This window comes from Streptomyces sp. NPDC005931 (assembly GCF_042871235.1).
In the GTDB taxonomy this organism is placed as follows: Bacteria; Actinomycetota; Actinomycetes; order Streptomycetales; family Streptomycetaceae; genus Streptomyces.
The window spans coordinates 82,876-104,381 of sequence record NZ_JBIAIG010000004.1 but is presented as its reverse complement, the minus strand read 5'-3'; the positions used below and the strand labels follow the sequence as shown (position 1 = coordinate 104,381).

Below are 21,506 nucleotides of genomic sequence, written 5' to 3'. Positions count from 1 at the left end.
GGCCGAGGGGTCTGCTGGACTACAGGGATCCTATTGACTCGCCCGGGCGCCGTCGAAGGCCGGTGACCGCCAACTGACGCCACAGCCGCGGCCGAACACCTGCTGATAGGTTCACACGCGCGTACTGACACAGGTGTTGCTGGTGCTACGGGGGTGCACAGGTGTCACACAGGCCGACCGACTGGCACGTACTCGATCTGGATACGGACCCGACTCCGGGCGATCCGCAGCGCATCCGGAGACTCGCCGGTGTCCTGCACGACTTCGCCGACGACGTGGGCGAGGCGCTGCGGGACCTCAAGGGGATTGCCAAGGAGGACGAGATCCTCGCCTGGGCGGGCAGGACGGCCGAGGTGTTCGCGGAGGAGTTCGCGGACGCACCCAAGCGGCTGCGGAAGCTGAAGAAGTCGTACGACCTGGCGGGGGACGCCCTCGCCGGCTTCTGGCCGGACCTGGAGGACGCCCAGGAGAAGGCCGACAAGGCGCTGCGCGACGGCCGCAAGGCGCGCGCCGAACTCACCACCGCCCAGCAGACGCTGACCGACGCGAACGACTGGGTGCGCACGGCCACCGAGAAGGCGGACTCCTACGATCCCGCCAAGAACGGCGGCAAGGAGGTTCCCAAGCCCGACGAGGACGAGGTTCGCCGCGCCACGCGCAACGCCCAGCACGCCAAGTCCCGCCAGGACGCGGCCGAGCGGAAGGTCGAGGCGGCCGAGAGCGCCCTCGAAGCGGCGAAGAAGCTGGCCGCCCAGGCGAAGGGACTCCGGCAGGAGGCCGCCCGCCGCACGGTGACCAAGCTGAGGGAGGCGTCGGACGCCGGCATCCCCAACCGCCGTTGGTGGGAGGAGATCGGCGACTGGGTCACCGACAACTGGGACGAGATCGTCACCGTCTGCAAGTGGGTCGTGACGGTCGTCGGCATCATCGTGATGATCCTGGGCGGGCCACTGGGGTGGCTGGTCTTCGCGGCGGCGCTCGTCGTGCTCGCCGACACGTTGAGAAAAGTGCTCAAGGGCCAGGCGGGCTGGGGAGACCTGCTGTGGGCCGCCCTGGACTGCATACCCGCCGTCAAGGGCTTCACCAGCCTCGCCAAGCTGGGAAATCTGTGGAAGGCCGGCGGTCTCAGGGCTCTCGGCGGCGGTCTCATGAGCGGCATCGGCGGTGGCCTCAAGAACCTCAGCAGCAGTATCCGCGCGCTGAAGAACGTCCGTCTGCTCACCTTCAGCATGATGGGGAAGAGCCGCTGGTGGAAGACGGATTCCCCGCATGTGGGTCCTCCCGCACGGGCCGCCGATGACGCCCTTCCCTCGGACATCCCGGTCTATCACAAGGAGGGAGCGACCGCTATCGGCTACGATCCCGCCACTCTGCGCAATTTCGATGTGGCTCGGCGGCTCCCGGGATATCAGGACGTTATCATTCACGGAACCAGGGACGGGCGCATGGTTGCAGGTGAGGCAAACCGTGCCGGCGTGAGAGCAGGGGGGCACACCGTCCATCCGAACCATGTCCTGGATACGATCAACCGAATACCGGGCTACAACGGTGAACCCATCAGAATGCTCACGTGTCATTCCGGAGCCGCTCAGCCGCAAGTGATTCAGAATGTGGCCAATTCTCTCGGCGTTCCGGTCAAGGCCCCGACCAACGCGGTCGGCGTGCCGAGCTTCGGCGACGGTCCGTTCACACCGCACATCAGAGACGGCGGAGTTTGGCTCACGTTTCTTCCCCTGGTCTGAAGCCGACACGACAAGGAGTTCCGATGATTCGCCCTCTTGGTTTCTTTACTGAGCTTTCGCCCGGATGGGGCCTTCCCGAGGACGGTTCCATCAGGGATGCCGTCAGACCGGCAGGGGAGCCCGACGAGCAGAATATTCTCGAATACTTGCGAAACGGGACCGAAATTTGGAGCGAGACGAGCGCTGGACCGGACGTCCTGGATCCCGAGGCATCGACCATGACCGGCATCGGGTCATTGATCACCGATGGAACATGGCTCTGGCGGGAGGATCTCCCCTATTACGTCGCCACGTACCACGTATTGCTTGCGACAGAATTTCTTGAGCACGTCAGGTCACTGAACTACTCAGCACCCGCAGTGCCGGAAAGCCGATTGATCGAGATTTCAACCGAGGATCTCGGCATCGACATCAGTTGAAACCGGACCTAATTCTGAAGGTTTTTTGATGCCCAGCTTCTCCCTGGCCGTTCCGGACTCCTGGTGGGAGTTCGACATCCGCCCCGAAGGGCGGGAGGCCGTCATCAGGACCCTGGTCGACGAGCGGATCCGGGAGGTCCCCGAACTCGCGCCCTACCGCACCGACCTGACCGCCATGCTCCGCAAGATGGCCAAGGACGCCCACGACTCCGGCGCGGTCTACCTGGGCTGCATGGCGGAGAACTTCGATGGCGTCCCGCTCTCCGCCACCGTCACGGTCACGGTGCTCGGCGCGAAGAACCAGCAGGGCGCCGCACTCTCCACCGATCCCCGCGCCATCGCCGAGAGCCTCGGGACCGTCACACCCCGCCGTGAGGGCGACGCCTGGCGGAAGGTGACGACCGTCGAGATTCCCGAAGTGGGCGTCGCCGCGCGGACGTACGGCGTCGAGGACGTGCCCGTCGCGCCGGGTGACAGCCGTACCCTGCGTATGGTGCTGACCCAGACGTACATTCCCGTCCCGGGGACCGCCGACCGGGTCGTACTCGTCTCGGGAGCGAGCCCGGTGCTCGATCTCACCGACGCTTTCCACGACATCTTCGACGCGGTCACCGGCACATTCAGGTTCGTATAGTTCCGATCTCGGGGGGATTCCTCATGGGCAAGGGAAAGAGCGACCTCGCGCTTCCGCTGACCGAGATGGAGGACTACGGGCGTCGGCTGCGGTCGCTCACGACGCGGATGAACCACACCCGGAAGCTTTTCGAGAGCTACCGGGACGACATCGGTGACGGCAGTGTCAACGACGCACTCTCCGACTTCGAGTCCAACTGGGAGGACGGCCGCGAGGACATCACCCAGCAGCTCGACGCGCTCGCCGACATGTCCGACGCGGTCGTCCGCGAGTTCAAGAAGCTGGACGACGAACTCACCAAGCAGGTCAACGACAAGATGAAGGTCCAGGACAAACGGCGCGGCGAGGGGGGCTCGGGCGGAAAGTAGCCGCCGCACGCGCTGCGGGCCCCGGATCCCCTGCGGGACCCGGGGCCCGTTTCGTCGTGCGCCCGCTCAGTACAGCGTGGCGTGCAGGTGGCCGTCCGCCGCGACGCCCTGCGCCGAGACGGAGGCCCCGAAGCCGGCCGTGACGCCGACGTTGCCGGCCTCGATGTGGACGCCGGCGGCGCCCGGCTCGGCGTGGAGGCCGAGGCCGAGGTGCGCGGCGGCACCGGCCTGGCCGCCGGAGACGTGCTCCAGGACGGCGTCGGAGATTTCGGCGGTTTCGACCTGGGGAGTGAGGTCCATGGCGCGCGTTTCCCTTCGTACGAGCAATTCGCGTGGGCGAAATACCGATCGATCAAAGCACGCGGGATTACGGCACGACCAATCGCCGGGTGGGGCTGCGGAGACCGTGCCGTCCGCCGGATCCATGTCTGTGGAAATTCGGTCACCCGGTGCCCCGAATTCTTCACACCAGCGGTCCGCATCGGGGTTGCCCCGGTCCGCCGGCCCGTCCACGGGGCGGTCGGCACCCGGTCCGGACCGTCTGCGGACGGCCACCCTGTGAACGGTGTGGAGATCCCCCGGATGTTCCGGAACCCCGCTCAGCCCACCAGGTTCTCCGCGACCGCCTGGCCGCGGACCGTCACGTCGCCGCCGTAGAACATGCCCGTGAACACCGGTGAGTACGTCAACTGCACCTCGACCTCGACCGCTTCCGCGTCCGCGGCCACGCAGTGGGTCGCCGCGATGTCCGGCCCGGACAGGTCCATCTCGCGGGCGAAGGCCCTGACCCGGGCGTCGCAGTTCTCGAAGTTGATCGGTGCCGGGCCGCCCACGTTGTCGTAGAGGGCCTCGCGGTCGATGTCCTGGGCGGCGTACCGGGCCGCCTGTTCCGCGATGTCGGCGGCGCGCTCCCGTTTGGAGATGGACATGCCGCCGTCGATCACGAAGGCCGACAGCGACAGGAACACCAGGGCGAAGATGATGACCGCGCCGGCGCCCGAGCCGCGGTCGTCCAGGCGCTCCAGCCGGGTCTGCAGCCATCGGCCCGTACTCGTCGTGCTCACGCCGTCCTCCGGTACGGATCCAGCGGGGAGCTGAAGCTCGCGGCCAGGGTCGTCGGGATGTCCAGGCCCACCATGGCCAGGCCCCGCACCTCGCAGCTCACCTCGACGGTGAAGAGGGTGTCGGGTTCGAAGCCCCGGCTGGTCTGGCGGACGGTGACCGGGCCGGCGCAGACGTCCTGAAGGTTGGCCTGTGCGGCCTTGCGCGCCTCGGCCATCGCGGTGGCGTGGTCCTTCTGGATGGAGCCCGCACGGGCCGCGTCCCGGGCCGCCCCGTCCAACGCGCCACGCCCGTCCACCAGTTGCCCGAAGCCGACCAGGACGAGGATGAAGAGGATCATCACCGGGGCGAGGATCACCACCTCGACGGTGGACAGTCCGCGGTCACCCCGACCGCCCCGGTCGTCCGAGGAGACGTCCATCTAGTTCTCCCCCTCCTGCACGAACCGTTCCACCGGCCCCACCGACTGCGCGTGCACCGTCAGGTCGAGCCCCGGGAACACCGTCGGGATCCGGGCCGTGATCTCCACGCCGACCGTGTCCTGCTCCGGCTGCAGCATCCGTACGTCCGGCGCCAGGACGAGCTGCGGACCCAGCTGACGGATGTAGCTGTCCACCACGTCCTGCGCCTCGCCCCGCCAGCCGCCCGGCTGGTCGTGGGCCGTCGCCCGCGCCTTGCGCGCGCCCGCCTGGGCCGCGGCCTGGGCCACGTGATCGGCGAAGAAGTACAGCGCGAACTGCACCGTGGCGAAGATCATGAAGAACAGGACCGGCGTGAGCAGCACGAACTCGATCGCGGTCATGCCGGAGTCGCCGCGGGCGGAGGCGGCCTCCACCCGTCGGCGTACCCAGCGACGTAGGTGCACCGGCATCCCCGTGGACGTAGTGAGTGGCGTGCGTACGGCGGTCAGCAGGTCTTGCCCGCGTCCGCGCCCTTGATGCAGTCGCCGACCTTGTTGGCGCCCTCGCTCAGCGCGGCGTTGATGATCGCGGCCACGACGCCGACGATCGCCACGACGACCGCGGAGATGATGACCCACTCCACCGCCGAGGCACCGCGGTCCAGTTCGCCGGACCGGGCACGCTCGACGCGCGCCCGCAGGAAGGTGACCAGGAAGTCCACGGCGGGGACGCCGGTGTGGAAGGTACGTCCGTTCATGACGCGTTGTCCTCTCGAATTCGGTTCACGGAAGTTCTGACGCACGGGCTCACGGACCGCGGTTCACGCTCCACGGGTCACGTTCCTCACACCTGGAACACGCGCATCGCCGCCGGGAAGATCAGGAACACCAGGAACCCCGCGCACAGCAGCAACTGCGCCACGAGCATCGACTGCGACTTCTCGCCCGCACTGCCCTCGATCTCGGCGAGTTCGCGGTGCCGCATGGTCTCGGCACGGGAGGCGAGGGACTCGCGGACCTTGGCACCGTCGTCGGCGACCAGGGCGAGGGAGGCGGAGAGGTCCTTCAGTTCCTCCACGCCCAGCTCGTCCCCGAGTTGCCCCAGCGCCTGCCACTGGCTGATGCCGGTGATGCGGGCGTCGGCCAGCGCGTTGCGGATGCGGTGGGTCGCCCAGCCGTCGGACACCTCGGCCGCCGCCATCAGCGCCTCGGGCAGGCCGCGTCCGCCGGCGAGGCTCATCGACACCAGGTCGAGGTACGCGCCGATGACCCGGCGCAGGTCGCGCCGCTTGTCGGCGGCGTCCCGGCGTACCTCGAGGTCCGGCAGGAAGAAGAAGACCGCCGCGCACAGCAGGGCCAGCCAGACCGGGATGATCGGGCTGTCACCGAAGCCGAGCGTCCAGACCACAGCGAATAGGAACGGACCGAAGAACAGACCCGCCACCGCCAGCAGCACCTTGGTCGCCAGGAACTTCTCCCAGCTGCGGTCGAGGACGGCGAGGTCGGCGCGCAGGCTGCGCTGCTCCCAGCCCTGCTGGACGTAGAACTCGGCGACCCGCACGCCCACTTCGGCCCGCAGTGAGCCGAACCGCCCGGTGTCCCGGTCGGCGGCGCGGGCCGACTCGTACGCCGTGCCGCGGGCCCGCATCGCATCGATCCGGGCGACCTGGGCGACGGCGCTGCGCTTGGTGGGCATCAGGGCGCGGACGAGGACGTAGACGCCCAGTCCGAGGACCGCGCCGACGATCACCGGCATCGTCAGTTCGTTCACCGTCGTACCCCTTCTTCCTGCGGGAGCGGCGTCTGCTGCGGCGTCGGCGCGGCGGGCGTGCGGGGACGGACGAACCGGACCGACGCCTCGTCGCGCACCAGGAAGCGTTCCGGCGTCTCGATCGTGGACAGCTTGCGCAGCCACCAGAAGCCGAGCGCGAACAGGCCGCAGACACAGGCGAGTACGAGCTGGCCCACGGCCGTGCCGTACGGCTCGACGAAGTCGCGGTTGAAGACGGACAGTCCGAGGACGAACGCGATCGACACGGCGACGACGATCTGCACGGAGCGCCGCGTGGACGCGCGCTGCGCCATCACGCGCTGCCGCATGTCCACCTCCTCGCGCGCCGACTTGGCCAGCGCGCCGAGGACTTGGCGCAGACCGGGACCGCGCAGGCGGGCGTTGAGGATGAGAGCGGCGACGATGATGTCGGCGGAGGCGTCGTCGATCTCGTCGGCGAGCTGCTGCAGCGCCTCGGGCAGCGGGGTGCGGGCGCGCAGCCGGTCGACCAGCGCGTCGAGGTGCGGGCGCAGGACGGGTGCGGCGGCCCGCGCGGATGCCGGGATGGCCTGCTCCAGACCCACCGCGCCGGCGATGGTGTCGCGCAGTGACTCGGTCCAGGAGGCCAGTGCCTCCACGCGTCGCATCGCGGCCCGTTCCTCCGCGGCCCCGCCGAAGAGGCGGTCCCAGAAGAAGACGAGGACGGCGGCGGCGACGCCGGCCACCGCCCAGCGGGTGAGGAGCAGCACGGCGAGGCCGACGATCGCGGCGAGGGAGCCGCGCCGCCCGGCGAACCGGATCAGCTCGCTCGCCCGCTCGCTCGCCCGCTGTTTCTCGTGCTCGGGCTTGGCGGGCAGTCCCCGCACGGCGACGACGAGCAGGGCGAGTCCCCCGCCGACGGCGAGGCCGGACGCGAGGGCGTACAGGACCGTGGTGGAGAACAGTCCGCCCATGGAGCCCAGCGAACCGGCCGCCGCGAGGGGCGTGGCGAGGAGGGTGTCGGCGGATGCCGCCGTGGACGCGGGGAACGTCGTGGCCGCCCAGGTGGCCAGGGACGTGGTCGGGGTCGTGTCGATCACCGGGTCACCCCCAGGTTCCGCTGGGCCGGTAGCCGTGTGCCATCAGGTCCTCCAGGCAGGCGATGGGGGCGTGCGGCACGACCCGGCCGTCGGGCGTCTCCGCGAACACCTCGCTGGAGAGCACGCGGCCGTCGACGCCGTTGACCTCACGGACGGAGGTGACCATGCGCTGGAGGCGGCCGCCGCTCTGGTAGTCGTTGCGCCGCTGGATGAAGACGACGAAGTTCACCGCGCCCGCGATCAGCATCTGGCTGGCCTCGATGGGCAGCCGTTCGTTGGCCTGGAGGGCGTAGGTGGAGATGCGGTTGAAGACCTCGCTGGAGCTGTTGGCGTGGATCGTGGACAGCGAGCCGTCGTTGCCCTGGGACATCGCGTTCAGCATCGTCACGATCTCGTCGCCGAGCACCTCACCGACGATGACGCGGGAGGGGTTCATGCGCAGCGACCGGCGCACCAGCTCGGCCATCGAGATGGCGCCCTGCCCCTCGGAGTTGGGCAGTCGCTCCTCGAAGGCCACGACGTTGGGGTGGAGATCGGGGAACGTGTCGAGACCGAGCTCGAGCGCCCGCTCGACGGTGATGAGCCGCTCGTGCGGCGGGATCTCGTTGGCGAGGGCGCGCAGCAGCGTCGTCTTGCCGGCGTTGGTGGCGCCCGCGATCATGATGTTCTTGCGGGCCCGCACCGCGCACGCGAGGAAGTGCCCCAGCTCCGGGGTCAGCGTGCCGTTTCCGACCAGGTCGGAGATGAACACCTTCCCCATGCGCGCCCGGCGGATGGACAGGGCGGGGCGCCGGGCGACGTCCATGACGGCCGACAGTCGCGAACCGTCGGGCAGCCGCAGGTCCAGCTGGGGGTTGGCGGAGTCGAAGGGCCTCGACGACAGACCCGAGTAGGCGCCGAGCACCTGGATGAGCTCGATGAGCTCCTCGTCGGTCTCGGCGACGGGCTCGCCGCGCACCTCGCGGCCGTCGGAGTGGCCGACGAACACCTGGTCGCAGCCGTTGATGTCGATGTTCTCGACCTCGGGGTCGTCCAGCAGCGGCTGGAGCCGGCCGACGCCGAACAGCGCGGCGTGCACGGCGGCCGCGTACTGCTCCTCGGTCTGGGCGTCCAGCGGCGTACGACCCGCGTTGATCTCGGCGCGGGCGTACTCCTCCAGGATCTGGGCTATGACGGCCCGGGCGTAGTGCCGCTCGTCCTCGCTGGACATCGGCGTGACGCCGTTGACCTGGTCGAGCCGGCGCTGTTCGGCGATGCGGTCGCCCGCGTCCTGACGGAACCGCTTGACCAGCTGGTGGTCGACAGTGGTCATCGCCCGGCTCCGGCACGGCCGCCGTTCATGTCACCCTGCTGGGCCTGGCCCGGCGCCTGAACCTGGGCGGCGTGCTGCGCCTGGACTTGGGCGGCGTGCTGCGCCTGGGCCTGGGCGGCGTGCTCGGCGTGCCGGGGACGGGCGGCGTGCTGGGCCTGCGCGGCGGCGGCCCAGGCGGCGCCGTACTGCTGGTACAGGTCGGCGGTCACCTTGCGGGCCGAGCGGATCAGCAGCGACTTGTCCAGGCGCCCGCGCCGGCGGCCGGCCAGCTGGTCGGCCCCGGCCGGGTCGTCGGCGAGGGTGCCGAGCACGCGGGCGCCGGTCTGGGCGTGCACGAGCATGTCGTTGACCTGGGAGGCGAGCTTGGGGGCGGTGCCCGGCTCGGCGATCAGGACGACGCCGATGGCCGGGTTGCCGAGGTTCGCGGCACCGCGCGGGCCGCCGTGCAGCTTGCCCGCGAGGGCGGCGGCGCGGTCCCGGACCCGGGCGAGCGCCTCGGGCTCGGTGCGCGAGATCAGCAGGACCAGCGCGGCGTGCGGGAACAGCTCGAGGGCCGGGGTGTCCCCGCTGATGCGTCCGCAGTCGGCGATGACGTCGGCGGGGGCGTGCGGGGAGTCGGCGAGCGAGGAGAAGGCGTGCCCGAGGGTGGGCCACAGCCCGGCCAGCCCCGCGGCCTGCTCGGCGATGCCGAGTCCGACGAGCACTTCGAGCCCGCCGCTCAACGGCTGGACGTGGTCCCAGAGTTGGTCGGGCACGAGCCCGCGCCGGGCCGTGGCGGCGATGGACAGCATCCCCGTGTTGGGGTTCAGCGGCCCGCCGTGCGCGGCGGCACTGCGGTAGACGAGGTCACCGCCCGCCGGGTCGGTCTCGGCGAGCAGCACCCGCCGCGGCCAGACCGCCGCGAGGGCGACGGCCGCGGTGGTGACGCCGGGGGAACCCTTGTCGGCGGCGAGGGCGATGAGGGCCATGGGTCGGGTGCCGCCTTCTCAGTTGCCGGGGACGTGCACGAGGGCGACCTCACCCGCGGCCGCCGCCGAGGCCAGCTCGGCCGCGTCGGCCTGGTCGACGAGGAGCGTGAGTGTCCTGCTGCCGGTGCTCACGGTGGCGTCGCTGTCGTCCTTGACGGTGTTCACCCGGGCCTTGTCGACGAGCGCGCCGCTCGAGGACGGAGTGCCGGCGCCGGAGTCGGTGCTGTCGGAGTCGCTCGAATCCGAGCCGGAGCGGCTGGTGCCGCCGACGCGGTAGGCGGCGACGATGTCACCGGGCTTGAGGTCCGCCGGGTACTGGCCCTCCTTGAGGGCGAGGCCGACGGCGGCCTTGCCGGCGGGCAGGCTGCTCTGCTCGGCGAACATCTGCCCCTGCACGACCGTGTCGGCGTAGATCGTGGTCTTGGCCTTGAGCTTCTTGAGGGCGTCGAGCTGGGTCCACTCGACGTAGTTGATGGAGGCGTCCTCGGCCACCATCACGGAGGTCACGTCGGCGTCGGTGACGGATTCCCCGGCCTCGATCTGACTCTTGACCTTCACGACCTCGATCCGGTCGCCCGCCTGGAGCACGAGCATCGTCGCCCCGAGCGCGCCGACCAGGATCAGCAGCACCGCCAGCGCGGCCAGCGCGGGTTTGCGCTCGCGAGGCGGCGTGGGAAGCCGGTCTCCGACCGACGGCTGAGCCGGCGCCGCGGACCGACCCGCGCCCGCCCCCGTACGCTCTTGGATCTTCACGCAACCGCTCCCCGTACGCCCAAGAAAAAGTCTGCCAAGTACCTCGGAATTCCGGACACTTCACCCGCGTCTCCCCGCGCACAGACATGCGGGACGCGTCGGACTTACCCGCCGGACCTGGGCGTTGGCCAGCGCTGAGGTGAGTGTCAAGCCCTCGCACCGTATCAGCCACCCATACGCCCCTCAAGGCGAACCCGGCCCCGTCGGCCCCCTCCGCGGCAGCCTTACTCATCAGCAACTTCCGCGTTCAACAACCCCGTTGGGAACGGAGCTGAGACACAACTCACTCCCTGTGCGTGAGCGAAGCCGGTAACCAGGCCAAACGCCAGGGAGGCAGGGGTCGTTCGTCACGCGTCGGCCACGATGCCCGCACGAATCACTCACGGGGTCCCGCCGTCGCCGTGCCATGATCTTCGGTCGTGACGGTGACGAAGAGCACCGGGACGGACGGGGACACGGGGGCTTCAGAATGCCGCACAGGAAGCGGATGCGCGCGATGACGCCCGTTCGGTCCCCACACGTACGAGGCCGCCGTCGACGGGAGTTGACGGCCCCGAGCCGACCGGCACCTCCTCGACCCCACGCAGCCGCCGCTCCTCCTCCGCTCCCCCGCACACCCACCGAGGACCCATGTACCGAACCGCCGCCCTGGCCGCCGCGTCCGCCGTCGTCCTGGCCCTCACCCCCGTACTGACCGCCTGCTCGTCCGACGACTCGGACGCCAAGCCGGAGAGCGCACCCTCCTCGCCGTCCTCGCCCCCGGTCAGGCAGATGAGCCCGGCGGAACGGATCGCCACCATCATGATCGGGCCGGCCGACGTCGAGGGATTCTCGGTGGACGAACCCAACCAGGACTTCGTGTTCGCCAAGTCCGTGGAGGAGGTCGAGGTCGACAGACCGGTCTGCGCTCCACTGGCCCACGCGATGAACCAACTCCCGCTCGGTGATCCGCAGTCCGACCTCACCCGTGCGCTGACGGAGGAGGCGGAGGGTCTCAACGGCGCACACACGTACGTCACTCTGACCGTCTACGAGGTCGGGGGCGCACAGTCCGCCCTGGCCGACGTAAGGAAGGCGGTGGACTCCTGCCGTACGGGATTCACCGCGAAGGCGAGCGGAGGCACCAGCGCGTACGACTCCGTGAACGAGGAGAAGGTCGCACCGGCCGGCGACGAGGCCCTCGGCTTCAAGGCGACGATGACCTTCCGAGGAGCCTCGCACACCCTGCACACACAGGTCGTCCGCGACGGCGACGTCCTCGGCGTCTACTTCTCGGTCAACGGCCTCGCCATCGCCCGGGCCACCCCGAGCGACGCCAGGCTCCCGGCGGCGGTGGTGAAGGCGCAGAACGAGAAGCTGGGGTGAGGTCGATGCCGACAGGCCGGTTCCGGACCCGAGTCATCCGCCTGCTCCTGCCCCTGTGTGCCGCCCTTGCCGTACTGGTGACCGCACCGCAGGCATCTGCGGCCCCGCAACCGCAGCCCCAGCCCCAGCCCCAGGCGGCGTACCTGGCCGACCGCCTGCGCGCCCACCCGGTCCACGTCACCGACCAGCTCCCCCGGGCGGTCCCGCGCGCCCTGGCCCCGGACTTCGCCCGCCTGGCCGAGCGCACCGGCGTCCCCACCTACGTTCTGGTCCTGCCGGGCCAGAGAAGCTCGTACCGGGACGGCCTGTTGGACAAGGTGCACGACCGGCTCGGACGCGACGGGCTCTACGTACTGGTCGACGAGGCGGAGGTCACTCAGGCCCGCGCCTACGGTGTGCGCGCCCCCGTGGAGGCCGCCGTCACGGCCGTTCGTTTCGAACTACCCTATGACGCGGGCCCGTTGCGCAGCTTCGAGCGCTTCGTGGAGGTCGTGTCCAAGGACGTGGAGGAGGCCGAGCGGCTGGCCGCGGCGGCGCGCGACACCTACGGGGACGACGGTCCTCCCGACGACCTGTACATCGGCCCGTCAGACCGCCGGAACCAGTCGTTCCTCACGGGCATCGCGGTCACCGGCGTCCCCCTGTCGATCCTGCTGCTGGTGCCGTACGTACGTCGCCGTCGCCGCGGCCCTCCCCCGGCACACCCCACGAGGAAGCCCAGCGCCGGACGCACCACCGGCCCCACCCGGCCCCCGTGGCGTCGCCTCACGCTTCCTGCCGTCGCCCTGCTCACGGCGGCGGCGATCGCCGGCACCGCATCGCTGATCTTCGACCAGACCCGAAGCGACGCGGCTCCCACGCCGTCCCCGCGGGACATGTCGGCCCGCGTCGAACGGGTCGCGTCGGGCCTGGCCCGGGACCCGGTCTACCAGGATCCGGAGAGCCCGCGGAGACTCGACGCATCCCAACTCGCCCGCCTGCACGACCGTATCGATCGCTTCGCGCGGTCGAAGGGCGGTGGCCCGGTCTTCGTCACCCTGGTGCCGCACATACCGGAGGACGAGTCCGCCGGCGACGAGGAACTGTTCGCCGCCGCGGTCCACGCCAAGCTGGACAAGGACGGCGTGTACGTCGTCGCCGACCCGGTGAGCGGTTACATCGACGTCGTCAATCACAATCTCCGGCTGGACAGCCACGACCTCCTCTTCGACCTCCCCGAGTCGATCTCGCTCGGCACCCGGGAGGCGGACAAGGCCGAGGACCATCTTCTGGGCGACCGTCTCGACGCCCTCATGACGCATCTCGACACGTCACCCCGCACCGAGGAACCGACCAGCAGCGGCACCCCCGCCCCCGCTCCCAGCCCCGCCGAGGAACACGCCCTCCCACGGCTCTTCGCCACCGACTTCTGGCCGGGCCTGGTGATCGGCGCGCTCCTGGCGCTACTGCTGCGTGGCGTGGTGGCCGCCGTGTGGACGGCCACGGCGAAGGCAGGGCGACGGTTCGGCTGGACGCCCGGCCCGGGCTCGCCCGCCGCAGCACCGGCCGCACCGTCGGAGGCGTTCCTGCGCCGCACGGCGCGGGCGGAGCTGCGGGCCGCTGCGGCTGTGGTCGGGCAAGCGGCAGGGGCGGCCGACGAGGAGACAACCCCGTCGTCGCACACCCGCCACCGCACCGCCCGCGACCGCTACGACGCGGCCACGGCCCTCGCCGGCGACGACACCGCCCGCCTGCGCGCCACGGTGACGGACCCGGCCCGCCTGCTGGCCATCGCCGTCCTGGCCCGCGCGGCACGGGCCGCCCTGGACGGGGACGCCGGCTCACGCTGCTGCGCCGTGAACCCCCTGCACGGCACCGCCGTCACCCGTCACCACGTCCGGGTGTCTCCAGAGGGCAACAGCAGGCGCCTGCTCCCGGTCTGCGAACCCTGCCGAGACACGGCGATCGTCACCCCACGCGAACTCCACCACCGGTTCCTGACCCTGCCCGCCCCGCCCGGCACCACGACCCGCGTCCGCTACGACGAGGCCTCGGACGGCCTGCTGTCGCCGCTGACGCGTGGGTACGGCGGGCTGGTGACGAAGGCGAGGGAGGTGGCGCATGCGGGCTGAGCGCCCCAGAAGAGTTCGCTGTGGCGAAACCAGAAACCACACCGATACCGTCAATGCCCTCAACTGCACTTCTTTCACACGGGGAGTTACTGTGAAGCACCGAACTTTGCCCGTTGCTGTTGCGTTGGCCGCAGCCACCTCACTGCTCCTGACGGCCTGCGGCGGCGGAGAGGACAGTTCCAAAGGCGGCGACAAAATCGCCGGGGCCGACCAGGGGACACAGACCCCGAGCAAGTCCGCGGAGCCATCGGGGGCACCGGCGGCGGACAAGCCGGACGGCGTGGACGTGTCGCTGCCCAAGGACATGAACCTGGTCTTCGACTGGGACAAGCCCCAGGACAAGAACGAAGCGGAGGCCATGGACGACGCCGCGAACTACCTCCGCGCGATCTACCGGGGCGTCCACGGGCGCACGACCAAGGACGCGGCGGTGACTGCTTACGCCACGGGTGAGGGGCTGCGCTACGCGGAGGTGCAGATCAACGAGTGGATCAAGGGTGGCTGGACGGCCACCGGCACATTGCGCCATTACGACGCCACCACGAGGTCGGCACCGAACGGCAACTCGGTGGAGGTGGCGTTCTGCGCGGACTCGGGCAAGTTCTACGGCAAGGAAGTAAAGACCGACAAGATCCTCAGGACCGACCCCAGCATCGAGGACTTCGACCGCTTCAGGATCATCATGGTCAAGTTCCCGACGGGTAAGGATCTCTGGCAGGCGTCCAAGGTGTTCGTCGAAACGAAGGCGGCGAAGTGCCAGTGAACGGATCGCGACGCCTACCCCTCGGTACCGCAGCACTGACATTGACCCTTCTCTCTGTCGTCCTCACGGGAACCGCCTACGCGGCAAAGCCGGTGGGTTCCGGCAAGGGAGCCAGCACGGAGCAGACCGGCGGCGCCGACAAGACCGGCATCTACGCCGCCGCCCGCATCCAGTACTCCGGATCCGTCGCCAAGAACGGCGGCACCGGCAACGTGACCTCCTCAGACGTCAACTGGGAGCCTCCACCCTGCTGGTACGCCCCGTATCTCGGTGCCAAGGACTTCAAGAAGAAGATGTCCAAGGACATCGACAGCCAGATGAACGCGCCCGGCATGGGCGGCCACGCGGGCGCGGCGCTCAGCGAACTGCAGCGCCACTACGAGGACGAGTACGGCTGGACCGACACCCCCGGCTACGAGGACTACAACGTCGAGAACGACGGCAAGGGCATGTTCTGGGCGGCCGTCGAGAACCCCGACGAACCCGACCCGCTGAAACGAAGCTCGTGCAACGACCTCCCCTTCTGGGTGCCGAACGGCCAGGCCCCGCCGCCCCAGTACGAACAGGCCATCACCCCCGAGATACTCGCTGCCCTCGCCTACCAGCACATGCAACTGCCCGACACGAAGGTCACCCTCGCCCCGGAGGCGATCACGAAGGTGAACCTGCCGACCTGGGCCTGGCTCGACAAGGCCGTCTTCGACGAGGTGCAGGCCACCGCGGCGATCAACGCCCCCGGCTTGAACCTTCAGGCCACGACCACCGCCAAGCCGGTGTCCCTCAAGCTGGAGCCGGGCACGGAGGACGCGGAGACCTACCCGGCCTCCGGTGAATGCGTCATCAACAACGACGGCTCGATCGGTGCACCGTACGCCAAGGGCAGGGCCGACGAGACCCCACCCTGCGGCCTCAAGTACCTCCGCTCCTCGGGCAACGGCACCTTCAAGCTCCAGGCCACCATCACCTGGGACATCGCCTGGGAAGGCACGGGCGGCGCCGGCGGCGACCTGCCCGACGGGACCTTCGGCAACGACCAGGCGGTGACGGTTCAAGAGATCCAGGCCGTCAACAGGTGAGGTCCGCCGCTCACACCGCGGGGTCTCAGTCGAGCCGCAAGCGGATCTGCCACGCACCGCCCAGGGTCTTGCTCCGGTTGAAGAGCTCAAGACGGTGTCGTACGGCGGGCATCGCAGTCCTGCCAGTGGTCGGACGTGCCGTTGGCGCCCCCGTGGGATCCGCAACTTGGATCCGTTACACCAAGAAATGCGGACATCTCCACAGAGTTCGCGGTGGCGAAACCGAGAACGACACCGATACCGTCATTGCCCTTGACTGCACTTCTGTCTCACGGGGAGTCACTGTGAAGCGCCGTTCTTTGCCCGTTGCTGCCGCGTTCGCCGCAACCGCGGCCCTGATCCTGACGGCGTGCGGAGGTGAGGATGGCAACTCCAAGGCCAACGAGGAGATCGCGGGCGCCGACACCGGCAGGGCGGGAAAATCTCCCTCACCGGCCGCCACAGCCACGGACTCGGGACAGCGCCCGGAGGTGAAACTACCCAAGGACGTCACCAACACCTTCGACGAGTGGAAGACCGGCGACACCACGAAGGACGCGGTACTGGCAGATGCATCCCGCCGCATCGACGCCCTGACCTACGCCATCACCCAAGGCGACCCGGAAGAGCCGGTGTTGGGTTTCTACTACAAGGACGACGCCTTGCTGGGTGCCGCGGACTGGATCCAGGAGTTCGTGAAGGCGAAGAAGTCCATGACGGGCAAGACCCGCTTCTTCAAGCCGACCGTCAACGTGTACGAAAAGGACAAGGCGACGCTGACGTACTGCTCCTTCGAAGGCGAAGCATTCGTCAAGGACAGGGAGACGGGCAAGGCCGAGAAGACTCCGGTTACAGAAAAGTCATACCTTCTCTACTCCACTCGCCTGGAAAAGACCGACAAGGGCGTGTGGCAGACCGCCGTGCTCAACTCCGAGAGGGGCAACAACTCGTGCACGCCGTGATGCCCGCTCGCCGGCTGTTCCCTGCCGCCCTCTTTGCCGTCGCATGTGCTCTCATCGCTCCGCCCGCCTACGCCGACGTAGATCTCGGCAGCGGCAACGAAGGAGCCAAGGTGAAACAGCAAGGCTCGAACAGCGGGGGAACACTGGAGTCCCGGATCACCTTCAGCGGTTCCACCAGCGGCGGGGGCGGTAACACATCGGGAAGCCTCGAGCCGGTGGGGAACTGGACACCGCCGGCTTGCTGGTACGAGCCCAGGTCCGCGGAGGAGTTCGCGAAGTACATCGAGGATATGTACGAGACCACCGTCAACGCCCCAGGACAGCACAGCTACGCCAAGACAAGCGCAGGCAAGACTCGGAAGAAATACAAGGACGGCGAGTACGAGAACTACAACCTGAAGGAGAAGGACGAGGGTAACTGGTGGGTCGCCGTCCAGGACGAGGACCGCTGGATGGAACCGGAGGCGCAGATCTGCGACCGGGAGCCCTTCTGGGTGGAGAACGGTGACGCACCGGACGCAGAGAACGCGGTCACTCCTCAGGTCCTGGCCGAACTGGCCTACAACCGCGTGCAGCTTCCCGCCACCGAGGTCACTCTCGCTCCGGCGGAGACCACCAAGGTCAACCTCCCGACCTGGGCGTGGTTGGACAGGGCCGAATTCAAGGAAGTCTCCGTGACAGCATCGCTGGACGCGGGCGGGGTGAACATTCAAGCCACCACCACGGCCAAGCCCGTCTCCCTCGTGCTGGAACCGGGCACGGACGACGCAGAGACCTACCCCGCATCCGGGGAATGCACGATCAACGACGACGGGTCGATCGGCGAGCCGTACGCCAAGGGCAAGGCCGATGAGACCCCGCCCTGCGGCCTCAAGTACCTGCGTTCCTCCGGTGACGACACGTTCAAACTGCAGGCCACGGTCACCTGGGACATCACCTGGGAGGGCACGGGCGGCACGGGCGGCGACCTGCCCGACGGAACATTCGGCGCCGACCAGGCCGTAACCGTCCAGGAGATCCAGTCGATCAACCGCTGATACGCCTCTCGCTGAATGAAGCGAGCGCTCACGCGCGTCGAAGAACCAGAGCAGAAAGCCCGAGGAAAACATGGCCGACGACTCGGACCTCATCGTAAACGTCGATCTCCTGGTGGAATCAGAGTCGCTTCTGAAAGGCATCCAGAAGGAACTGAAGGACCTCAACAACCGCAAAGACGACATGCGGCCGTATTGGGGCAGTGGCGAGATAGCCGACGCCATGGACAAATTCGTCGACAACTGGGACGACCACCGCGGCAAACTGCTCGACAGCGTCAAGACGGTGGGGGAACTGGTCAAGTCCACCATCAACGGGTTCTCCGGCGCGGACGCACAGTTGGCGGCGGAGCTCCGCAAGGCGAGGAAGAAACAGTGACACCATCGTCGAAACCTCGCCCCCGGGACTGGCACCCGCTCGCCGAATCCGACCCCGTACCGGGCGATCCGGAGGAGATACGCGGCGAAGTCAAGCACATGAAAGCCGTCGCCAGTTCATTGCGCGAACAGGCAAGGTTGCTGCGCGGCATCGGCAAGGACAACGAACTCAAGGGCAAATACGCTGCAAAGCTCAAGGAAGAGGCCGAGGGCCTGGAGAAGCGCCTGGACCAAGTGGCCAGTCGCTATGAACGGGTCTATGGCCACCTCACCAACTGGGCGAACGACCTCGAGGATTTTCAGACCGAGGCCGACAAGGTCCTGACCAACGCAAAGAAGGAGCAGGAGCACCTCGAAGCCGAGAAGACCAAGAAGGAATCCGGGGGTGAAGACGGCAAGACCCCCGATCCGTCGCCCAGTGGTACCGAGGGCGACCCACTGCACGAGTTCCGGGCCCAGCTCGAACGCATCAAGGACAACCGGGACGAGCGCGCTCGCCACCACGCGGGCAAGGTCCGCGACCAGCTCGACGACGCCATCGAGGACAGCTGGTGGGACGACGTCAAGGGCTGGCTCCACGACAACATCGACACGATCAAGGTCGTGTTGGACGCCTTGGGGTGGGCGGCCACCATCCTCGGTGTCGTGGCGTTGTTCATCCCCGGGTTGAACATCCTGGCCCTGGCCCTCGGTGGCATCATTCTCGGGGCAAGAGCCTTCCTGGCAGCGGCCGGTGAAGCCAGCTGGATGGAAGTAGCCATGGATTCCGTCGGGCTGCTCACGATGGGCGCCGGGCGGGCGGGCCTGACGATGCTCAAGGGCGCCAACGCAGCCACCAAGGCAGGTGCCGTCGCTGGCCGCCAGGCCGGACTCAAGGCCGGGTTGCGCGCTCACAAGTCCATGATGAATTCGCTGCAACGAGCCATCGCCAACACAGGTGACGAAGGCGCAAAGAAGTTCTACAAGGACCTGTTGACCTTCACTCGCAAGAAGATCTCGGATGATGCCGGGCGGGTGGCCAAGGAAGCGACCGAATCGAGCGCTGGTGCCAAGTGGGCACATCTCGGTGACGGAGAGCTGCACGGAATCTACTCTCAGTTCGCGAAGAACAGGGCCGCCTTTCCGGAGGCGGCGGTCGGCAACACCGCGAGGGCCCGGGCCGGATACGGCATTTCCCTCGCCGCCATCTACGCTGGTGCCGGAGCTGACGCAACGGACAAGATCTTCGGACAGAGCGACGCCTGGAGTGCTGCATCAAAGGCGACGGACGGAGTACTCCCCGACAAATGGTCGAGCGAAGGCTACAACGACTGGAAAGAGAACACATGGAAAGCTCCGATCGGCTCCTCATGGTGAAATCGACAAAGGGAGTTGAGAACACGTGACATCACCCGGGAACAGTTCCGGTTCTCTGGTCGACCGGCTGGGCGGCGGGGTTGTGGCACTGGCACGTCTGTGCGTCATGGTCCCCTTGATCTACCTCGTCGTGTACGTCGGCGGTGCTTTCCTCGTACCCAAATCGTTCGGCTGGGCCTGGGTGGGGCTCCAGCGGGGCGTGGTATCGGCCGCCCTCGTATGCCTGTTCGTCATCTTCATTCAGCACCCGCGGGCCAGTCAGCGGCCCGGAGGTCTCACACACGCCATGGGCATTTCCTTCACGCTCGTCCTTCCCGCCATCGTGACCAGCTACTGGGTGGGCGTCTTCGGCGCATTCGTCACGCCGCTTCTCGTGGCCGGATCCGCAATCTGGGAAAGGGTTCGACGTGTCCAGCACCACTGAGGCCACCTCTGGCGGAACCACGTCGGAAGTGCCCACCGGTTACACGCTCGTCCCGCCGCCAGGCTGGGACATGATTCCGCTGCGCGAGGGCACCAGCGAGGCGATCAAGCGGATCGTGGACGGTTCCGTCCGTGAGCTGCCCGCCGACATCCCACGGGATGACCTCACCAAGGCGCGACTGGAGCTGATCAAGCGCCTCAAGAAGGTGGCACGACAGGCCCGTGAGGCCCACGCCATGGACCTGCACCTGCCGGTGGAGCGCATCGACGGGGTCGCCCTCCCGGCATCGTTCATCATTTCCGAGCCGCTGTCCGTACCGGCTCTCGGGATGGACGCGGCAATGGTGCTGAGCTCGTTGCGCCCTGACGCCTCGCAGAGCGAGGAAGTGACGATCGACGGTGCCGCCGGATTCCGTGTGGACGGCGTGGCCCAGCCGGATGCCGCTCGCGAGGTGGAGCACCCCTCGCGGCGGGTCGAGTACATTCTGCAGATTCCCGACTCCGCCACCCCCAAGTGGTTGACCGTCTCCTTCAGCACCATCGCGGACGGACGACCGGACAGCGAAATGGCGGAGCTCCTAGTCGAGTTGTTCGATGCCGTCATGACCACGTTCCGATGGAGCTATGCATGAAGCTGGTGGAAACGGATTCAGAAACGCTGCAGTGGTTTCCCACTCATATGCGCTGGAACAGCGACAACGAGCGCGAGGAGTGGGCAGAACTGTGCGCGCTCGCACTGCTGAGCGCGCATGAAAAGAGGCCGAAGCGACGACGGATCAAGGCTGTCCGCCAGCAGTTGGCCTCCTTCGCTGAAGTCCTGTCCGGGCTCGCTCCCGCGGATCAGACGTTCCTGTTCATTCCACTGCCCGACGACGTGCCCGTGCCGGCCTTCATCCTCATGGCGGAGTGCCAAGGGGAACGGGAGTCGACTCTGCGGCAGATCATCCAAGCGAACGCGGAGAGCGTCGTCCGCCCCGTCGAGGTCGAGCCGTTCTCCACGGAACGCCTGGGCGAGGGACTCCGGTCCACGCGCTACTGGTCCACTCCTGACGGCCGGCTCATGGTCACTGTCCGATACGGCTGGCGAGTCGAGGCGTCCGGCGTCGACCTGTGTTTCTACATGGTCTGGGAGGACCCCGGAAAAATGGCTACCTATACGGACATCGTGGATGAGTTCACGAGGAGCCTTTGGGTGAGCGACACCGAGTGAGGCCGCGGCGATCTGCCCAGTGCGGGGCCAATCCCGTGACGCCCTTCCAGCTATGGGGTGGTGCGACAGCTACCGAAGAAGGACACCGGCGTAACCCCTGGGGGCTGCCAGGTGGGTCTGGGCTGCGCCGGCCTCATAGTCCTGCGGCGTCGGCGCACGGCTCTACCGGCCGCTTCGAGCTCCACGACACCCAATTGCATTGCACCGACGTCTCTGCGCTCGGCGAGGTGCTCCGCGAGTGCATCCGGGTCCGCGGACTTGGGCCACTCATCAGGGGCCGGAACACTGATCAGCAGTGTGCGAGCTTTCCCAGCTTTTCGAAGGCCTTGCGCACATTGTTG

General features: G+C 68.3%; 25 protein-coding genes. 15 read left to right on the top strand and 10 right to left on the bottom strand.

Translation table 11 applies throughout. From position 1 onward, the window contains the following. Window positions 1-275 precede the first annotated feature (275 nt). From ACFYOV_RS11545 to ACFYOV_RS11530, 4 genes are read left to right on the top strand one after another with little or no spacing between them, the layout of a single operon-like run. A complete protein-coding gene (locus tag ACFYOV_RS11545; RefSeq protein WP_389085903.1) occupies window positions 276-1,742 on the top strand; it encodes a hypothetical protein in 1,467 nt (488 codons plus the stop codon). Window positions 1,743-1,765: 23 nt separating this feature from the next. After that, window positions 1,766-2,161: a hypothetical protein gene (locus ACFYOV_RS11540; RefSeq protein ID WP_389085901.1), complete on the top strand. Its 396-nt coding sequence runs from the start codon at window positions 1,766-1,768 to the stop codon at window positions 2,159-2,161. Window positions 2,162-2,189: 28 nt separating this feature from the next. Beyond that, window positions 2,190-2,795: a hypothetical protein gene (locus ACFYOV_RS11535; protein WP_389085898.1), complete on the top strand. Its 606-nt coding sequence runs from the start codon at window positions 2,190-2,192 to the stop codon at window positions 2,793-2,795. A gap of 23 nt (window positions 2,796-2,818) precedes the next feature. Beyond that, window positions 2,819-3,163: a hypothetical protein gene (locus ACFYOV_RS11530; RefSeq protein ID WP_389085896.1), complete on the top strand. Its 345-nt coding sequence runs from the start codon at window positions 2,819-2,821 to the stop codon at window positions 3,161-3,163. 66 nt (window positions 3,164-3,229) lie between these two features. Here ACFYOV_RS11530 and ACFYOV_RS11525 read toward each other — a convergent pair whose 3' ends face one another. From ACFYOV_RS11525 to ACFYOV_RS11480, 10 genes are all read right to left on the bottom strand, one after another. Continuing rightward, entirely contained in the window at window positions 3,230-3,463 is a 234-nt protein-coding gene (locus ACFYOV_RS11525; protein WP_389085894.1) for a hypothetical protein, read from the bottom strand. A gap of 299 nt (window positions 3,464-3,762) precedes the next feature. After that, window positions 3,763-4,227, bottom strand: a complete 465-nt coding sequence (locus ACFYOV_RS11520) for a Tad domain-containing protein (RefSeq protein WP_389085892.1) — start codon at window positions 4,225-4,227, stop codon at window positions 3,763-3,765. Next, window positions 4,224-4,646 carry a TadE/TadG family type IV pilus assembly protein gene (locus tag ACFYOV_RS11515; RefSeq protein WP_389085889.1) on the bottom strand — a complete coding sequence of 141 codons (423 nt, stop codon included), beginning with the start codon at window positions 4,644-4,646 and terminating at the stop codon, window positions 4,224-4,226. Before ACFYOV_RS11515 ends, ACFYOV_RS11520 begins: the two co-directional genes overlap by 4 nt. Then, window positions 4,647-5,096: a TadE family protein gene (locus ACFYOV_RS11510; RefSeq protein ID WP_389085887.1), complete on the bottom strand. Its 450-nt coding sequence runs from the start codon at window positions 5,094-5,096 to the stop codon at window positions 4,647-4,649. 35 nt (window positions 5,097-5,131) lie between these two features. Continuing rightward, on the bottom strand, window positions 5,132-5,383 hold the full coding sequence (locus tag ACFYOV_RS11505) for a hypothetical protein (protein WP_106412990.1): 252 nt from the start codon (window positions 5,381-5,383) through the stop codon (window positions 5,132-5,134). A gap of 86 nt (window positions 5,384-5,469) precedes the next feature. Next, window positions 5,470-6,381: a type II secretion system F family protein gene (locus ACFYOV_RS11500; RefSeq protein WP_389087038.1), complete on the bottom strand. Its 912-nt coding sequence runs from the start codon at window positions 6,379-6,381 to the stop codon at window positions 5,470-5,472. Between the two features lie 11 nt (window positions 6,382-6,392). After that, on the bottom strand, window positions 6,393-7,349 hold the full coding sequence (locus tag ACFYOV_RS11495; RefSeq protein WP_389087035.1) for a type II secretion system F family protein: 957 nt from the start codon (window positions 7,347-7,349) through the stop codon (window positions 6,393-6,395). 130 nt (window positions 7,350-7,479) lie between these two features. After that, window positions 7,480-8,787, bottom strand: coding sequence for a CpaF family protein (locus tag ACFYOV_RS11490; protein WP_389085884.1), 1,308 nt, complete (start codon window positions 8,785-8,787; stop codon window positions 7,480-7,482). Then, window positions 8,784-9,755, bottom strand: coding sequence for a hypothetical protein (locus ACFYOV_RS11485; RefSeq protein WP_389085882.1), 972 nt, complete (start codon window positions 9,753-9,755; stop codon window positions 8,784-8,786). Before ACFYOV_RS11485 ends, ACFYOV_RS11490 begins: the two co-directional genes overlap by 4 nt. Window positions 9,756-9,773: 18 nt before the next feature. After that, window positions 9,774-10,508 (bottom strand): hypothetical protein, encoded by a 735-nt coding sequence (locus ACFYOV_RS11480; RefSeq protein ID WP_389085880.1) that lies wholly within the window; start codon window positions 10,506-10,508, stop codon window positions 9,774-9,776. A gap of 630 nt (window positions 10,509-11,138) precedes the next feature. On the opposite strand from ACFYOV_RS11480, the gene ACFYOV_RS11475 reads away from it, so the two are divergent. The 11 genes from ACFYOV_RS11475 (at window position 11,139) to ACFYOV_RS11425 (ending at window position 21,165) form a co-directional block, all read left to right on the top strand. Further along, window positions 11,139-11,873 carry a hypothetical protein gene (locus ACFYOV_RS11475; RefSeq protein ID WP_389085877.1) on the top strand — a complete coding sequence of 245 codons (735 nt, stop codon included), beginning with the start codon at window positions 11,139-11,141 and terminating at the stop codon, window positions 11,871-11,873. 5 nt (window positions 11,874-11,878) lie between these two features. Further along, window positions 11,879-13,984 (top strand): hypothetical protein, encoded by a 2,106-nt coding sequence (locus ACFYOV_RS11470; RefSeq protein ID WP_389085875.1) that lies wholly within the window; start codon window positions 11,879-11,881, stop codon window positions 13,982-13,984. A gap of 91 nt (window positions 13,985-14,075) precedes the next feature. Next, window positions 14,076-14,747, top strand: a complete 672-nt coding sequence (locus ACFYOV_RS11465) for a hypothetical protein (protein ID WP_389085872.1) — start codon at window positions 14,076-14,078, stop codon at window positions 14,745-14,747. Next, the gene (locus ACFYOV_RS11460) at window positions 14,744-15,823 is read left to right on the top strand and encodes a hypothetical protein (RefSeq protein ID WP_389085870.1); all 1,080 of its coding nucleotides are present in this window, start codon (window positions 14,744-14,746) and stop codon (window positions 15,821-15,823) included. The genes ACFYOV_RS11465 and ACFYOV_RS11460 overlap by 4 nt, the downstream gene beginning before the upstream one ends. A gap of 284 nt (window positions 15,824-16,107) precedes the next feature. Beyond that, on the top strand, window positions 16,108-16,764 hold the full coding sequence (locus ACFYOV_RS11455) for a hypothetical protein (RefSeq protein WP_389085867.1): 657 nt from the start codon (window positions 16,108-16,110) through the stop codon (window positions 16,762-16,764). Continuing rightward, on the top strand, window positions 16,764-17,801 hold the full coding sequence (locus tag ACFYOV_RS11450; protein WP_389087033.1) for a hypothetical protein: 1,038 nt from the start codon (window positions 16,764-16,766) through the stop codon (window positions 17,799-17,801). Before ACFYOV_RS11455 ends, ACFYOV_RS11450 begins: the two co-directional genes overlap by 1 nt. A gap of 70 nt (window positions 17,802-17,871) precedes the next feature. Next, complete coding sequence (locus tag ACFYOV_RS11445) at window positions 17,872-18,177, top strand: WXG100 family type VII secretion target (RefSeq protein ID WP_389085865.1); 306 nt, start codon at window positions 17,872-17,874, stop codon at window positions 18,175-18,177. Further along, a complete protein-coding gene (locus tag ACFYOV_RS11440; RefSeq protein ID WP_389085863.1) occupies window positions 18,174-19,532 on the top strand; it encodes a hypothetical protein in 1,359 nt (452 codons plus the stop codon). Before ACFYOV_RS11445 ends, ACFYOV_RS11440 begins: the two co-directional genes overlap by 4 nt. 25 nt (window positions 19,533-19,557) lie before the next feature. Next, window positions 19,558-19,956, top strand: a complete 399-nt coding sequence (locus ACFYOV_RS11435) for a hypothetical protein (RefSeq protein ID WP_389085860.1) — start codon at window positions 19,558-19,560, stop codon at window positions 19,954-19,956. Between the two features lie 70 nt (window positions 19,957-20,026). Beyond that, entirely contained in the window at window positions 20,027-20,587 is a 561-nt protein-coding gene (locus ACFYOV_RS11430; RefSeq protein ID WP_389085858.1) for a hypothetical protein, read from the top strand. Then, window positions 20,584-21,165, top strand: a complete 582-nt coding sequence (locus tag ACFYOV_RS11425) for a hypothetical protein (RefSeq protein ID WP_389085855.1) — start codon at window positions 20,584-20,586, stop codon at window positions 21,163-21,165. The genes ACFYOV_RS11430 and ACFYOV_RS11425 overlap by 4 nt, the downstream gene beginning before the upstream one ends. The last annotated feature ends 341 nt before the right edge of the window (window positions 21,166-21,506 follow it).

Coding starts and splice junctions, on each gene's coding strand:
- ACFYOV_RS11515 (WP_389085889.1), bottom strand. CDS start 4,646: ATGGACGTCTCCTCGGACGACCGGGGCGGTCGGGGTGACCGCGGACTG.
- ACFYOV_RS11510 (WP_389085887.1), bottom strand. CDS start 5,096: ATGCCGGTGCACCTACGTCGCTGGGTACGCCGACGGGTGGAGGCCGCC.
- ACFYOV_RS11505 (WP_106412990.1), bottom strand. CDS start 5,383: ATGAACGGACGTACCTTCCACACCGGCGTCCCCGCCGTGGACTTCCTG.
- ACFYOV_RS11500 (WP_389087038.1), bottom strand. CDS start 6,381: ATGCCGGTGATCGTCGGCGCGGTCCTCGGACTGGGCGTCTACGTCCTC.
- ACFYOV_RS11430 (WP_389085858.1), top strand. CDS start 20,027: ATGATTCCGCTGCGCGAGGGCACCAGCGAGGCGATCAAGCGGATCGTG.
- ACFYOV_RS11485 (WP_389085882.1), bottom strand. CDS start 9,755: ATGGCCCTCATCGCCCTCGCCGCCGACAAGGGTTCCCCCGGCGTCACC.
- ACFYOV_RS11470 (WP_389085875.1), top strand. CDS start 11,879: ATGCCGACAGGCCGGTTCCGGACCCGAGTCATCCGCCTGCTCCTGCCC.
- ACFYOV_RS11495 (WP_389087035.1), bottom strand. CDS start 7,349: ATGGGCGGACTGTTCTCCACCACGGTCCTGTACGCCCTCGCGTCCGGC.
- ACFYOV_RS11490 (WP_389085884.1), bottom strand. CDS start 8,787: ATGACCACTGTCGACCACCAGCTGGTCAAGCGGTTCCGTCAGGACGCG.
- ACFYOV_RS11425 (WP_389085855.1), top strand. CDS start 20,584: ATGAAGCTGGTGGAAACGGATTCAGAAACGCTGCAGTGGTTTCCCACT.
- ACFYOV_RS11525 (WP_389085894.1), bottom strand. CDS start 3,463: ATGGACCTCACTCCCCAGGTCGAAACCGCCGAAATCTCCGACGCCGTC.
- ACFYOV_RS11445 (WP_389085865.1), top strand. CDS start 17,872: ATGGCCGACGACTCGGACCTCATCGTAAACGTCGATCTCCTGGTGGAA.
- ACFYOV_RS11540 (WP_389085901.1), top strand. CDS start 1,766: ATGATTCGCCCTCTTGGTTTCTTTACTGAGCTTTCGCCCGGATGGGGC.
- ACFYOV_RS11450 (WP_389087033.1), top strand. CDS start 16,764: ATGCCCGCTCGCCGGCTGTTCCCTGCCGCCCTCTTTGCCGTCGCATGT.
- ACFYOV_RS11475 (WP_389085877.1), top strand. CDS start 11,139: ATGTACCGAACCGCCGCCCTGGCCGCCGCGTCCGCCGTCGTCCTGGCC.
- ACFYOV_RS11530 (WP_389085896.1), top strand. CDS start 2,819: ATGGGCAAGGGAAAGAGCGACCTCGCGCTTCCGCTGACCGAGATGGAG.
- ACFYOV_RS11535 (WP_389085898.1), top strand. CDS start 2,190: ATGCCCAGCTTCTCCCTGGCCGTTCCGGACTCCTGGTGGGAGTTCGAC.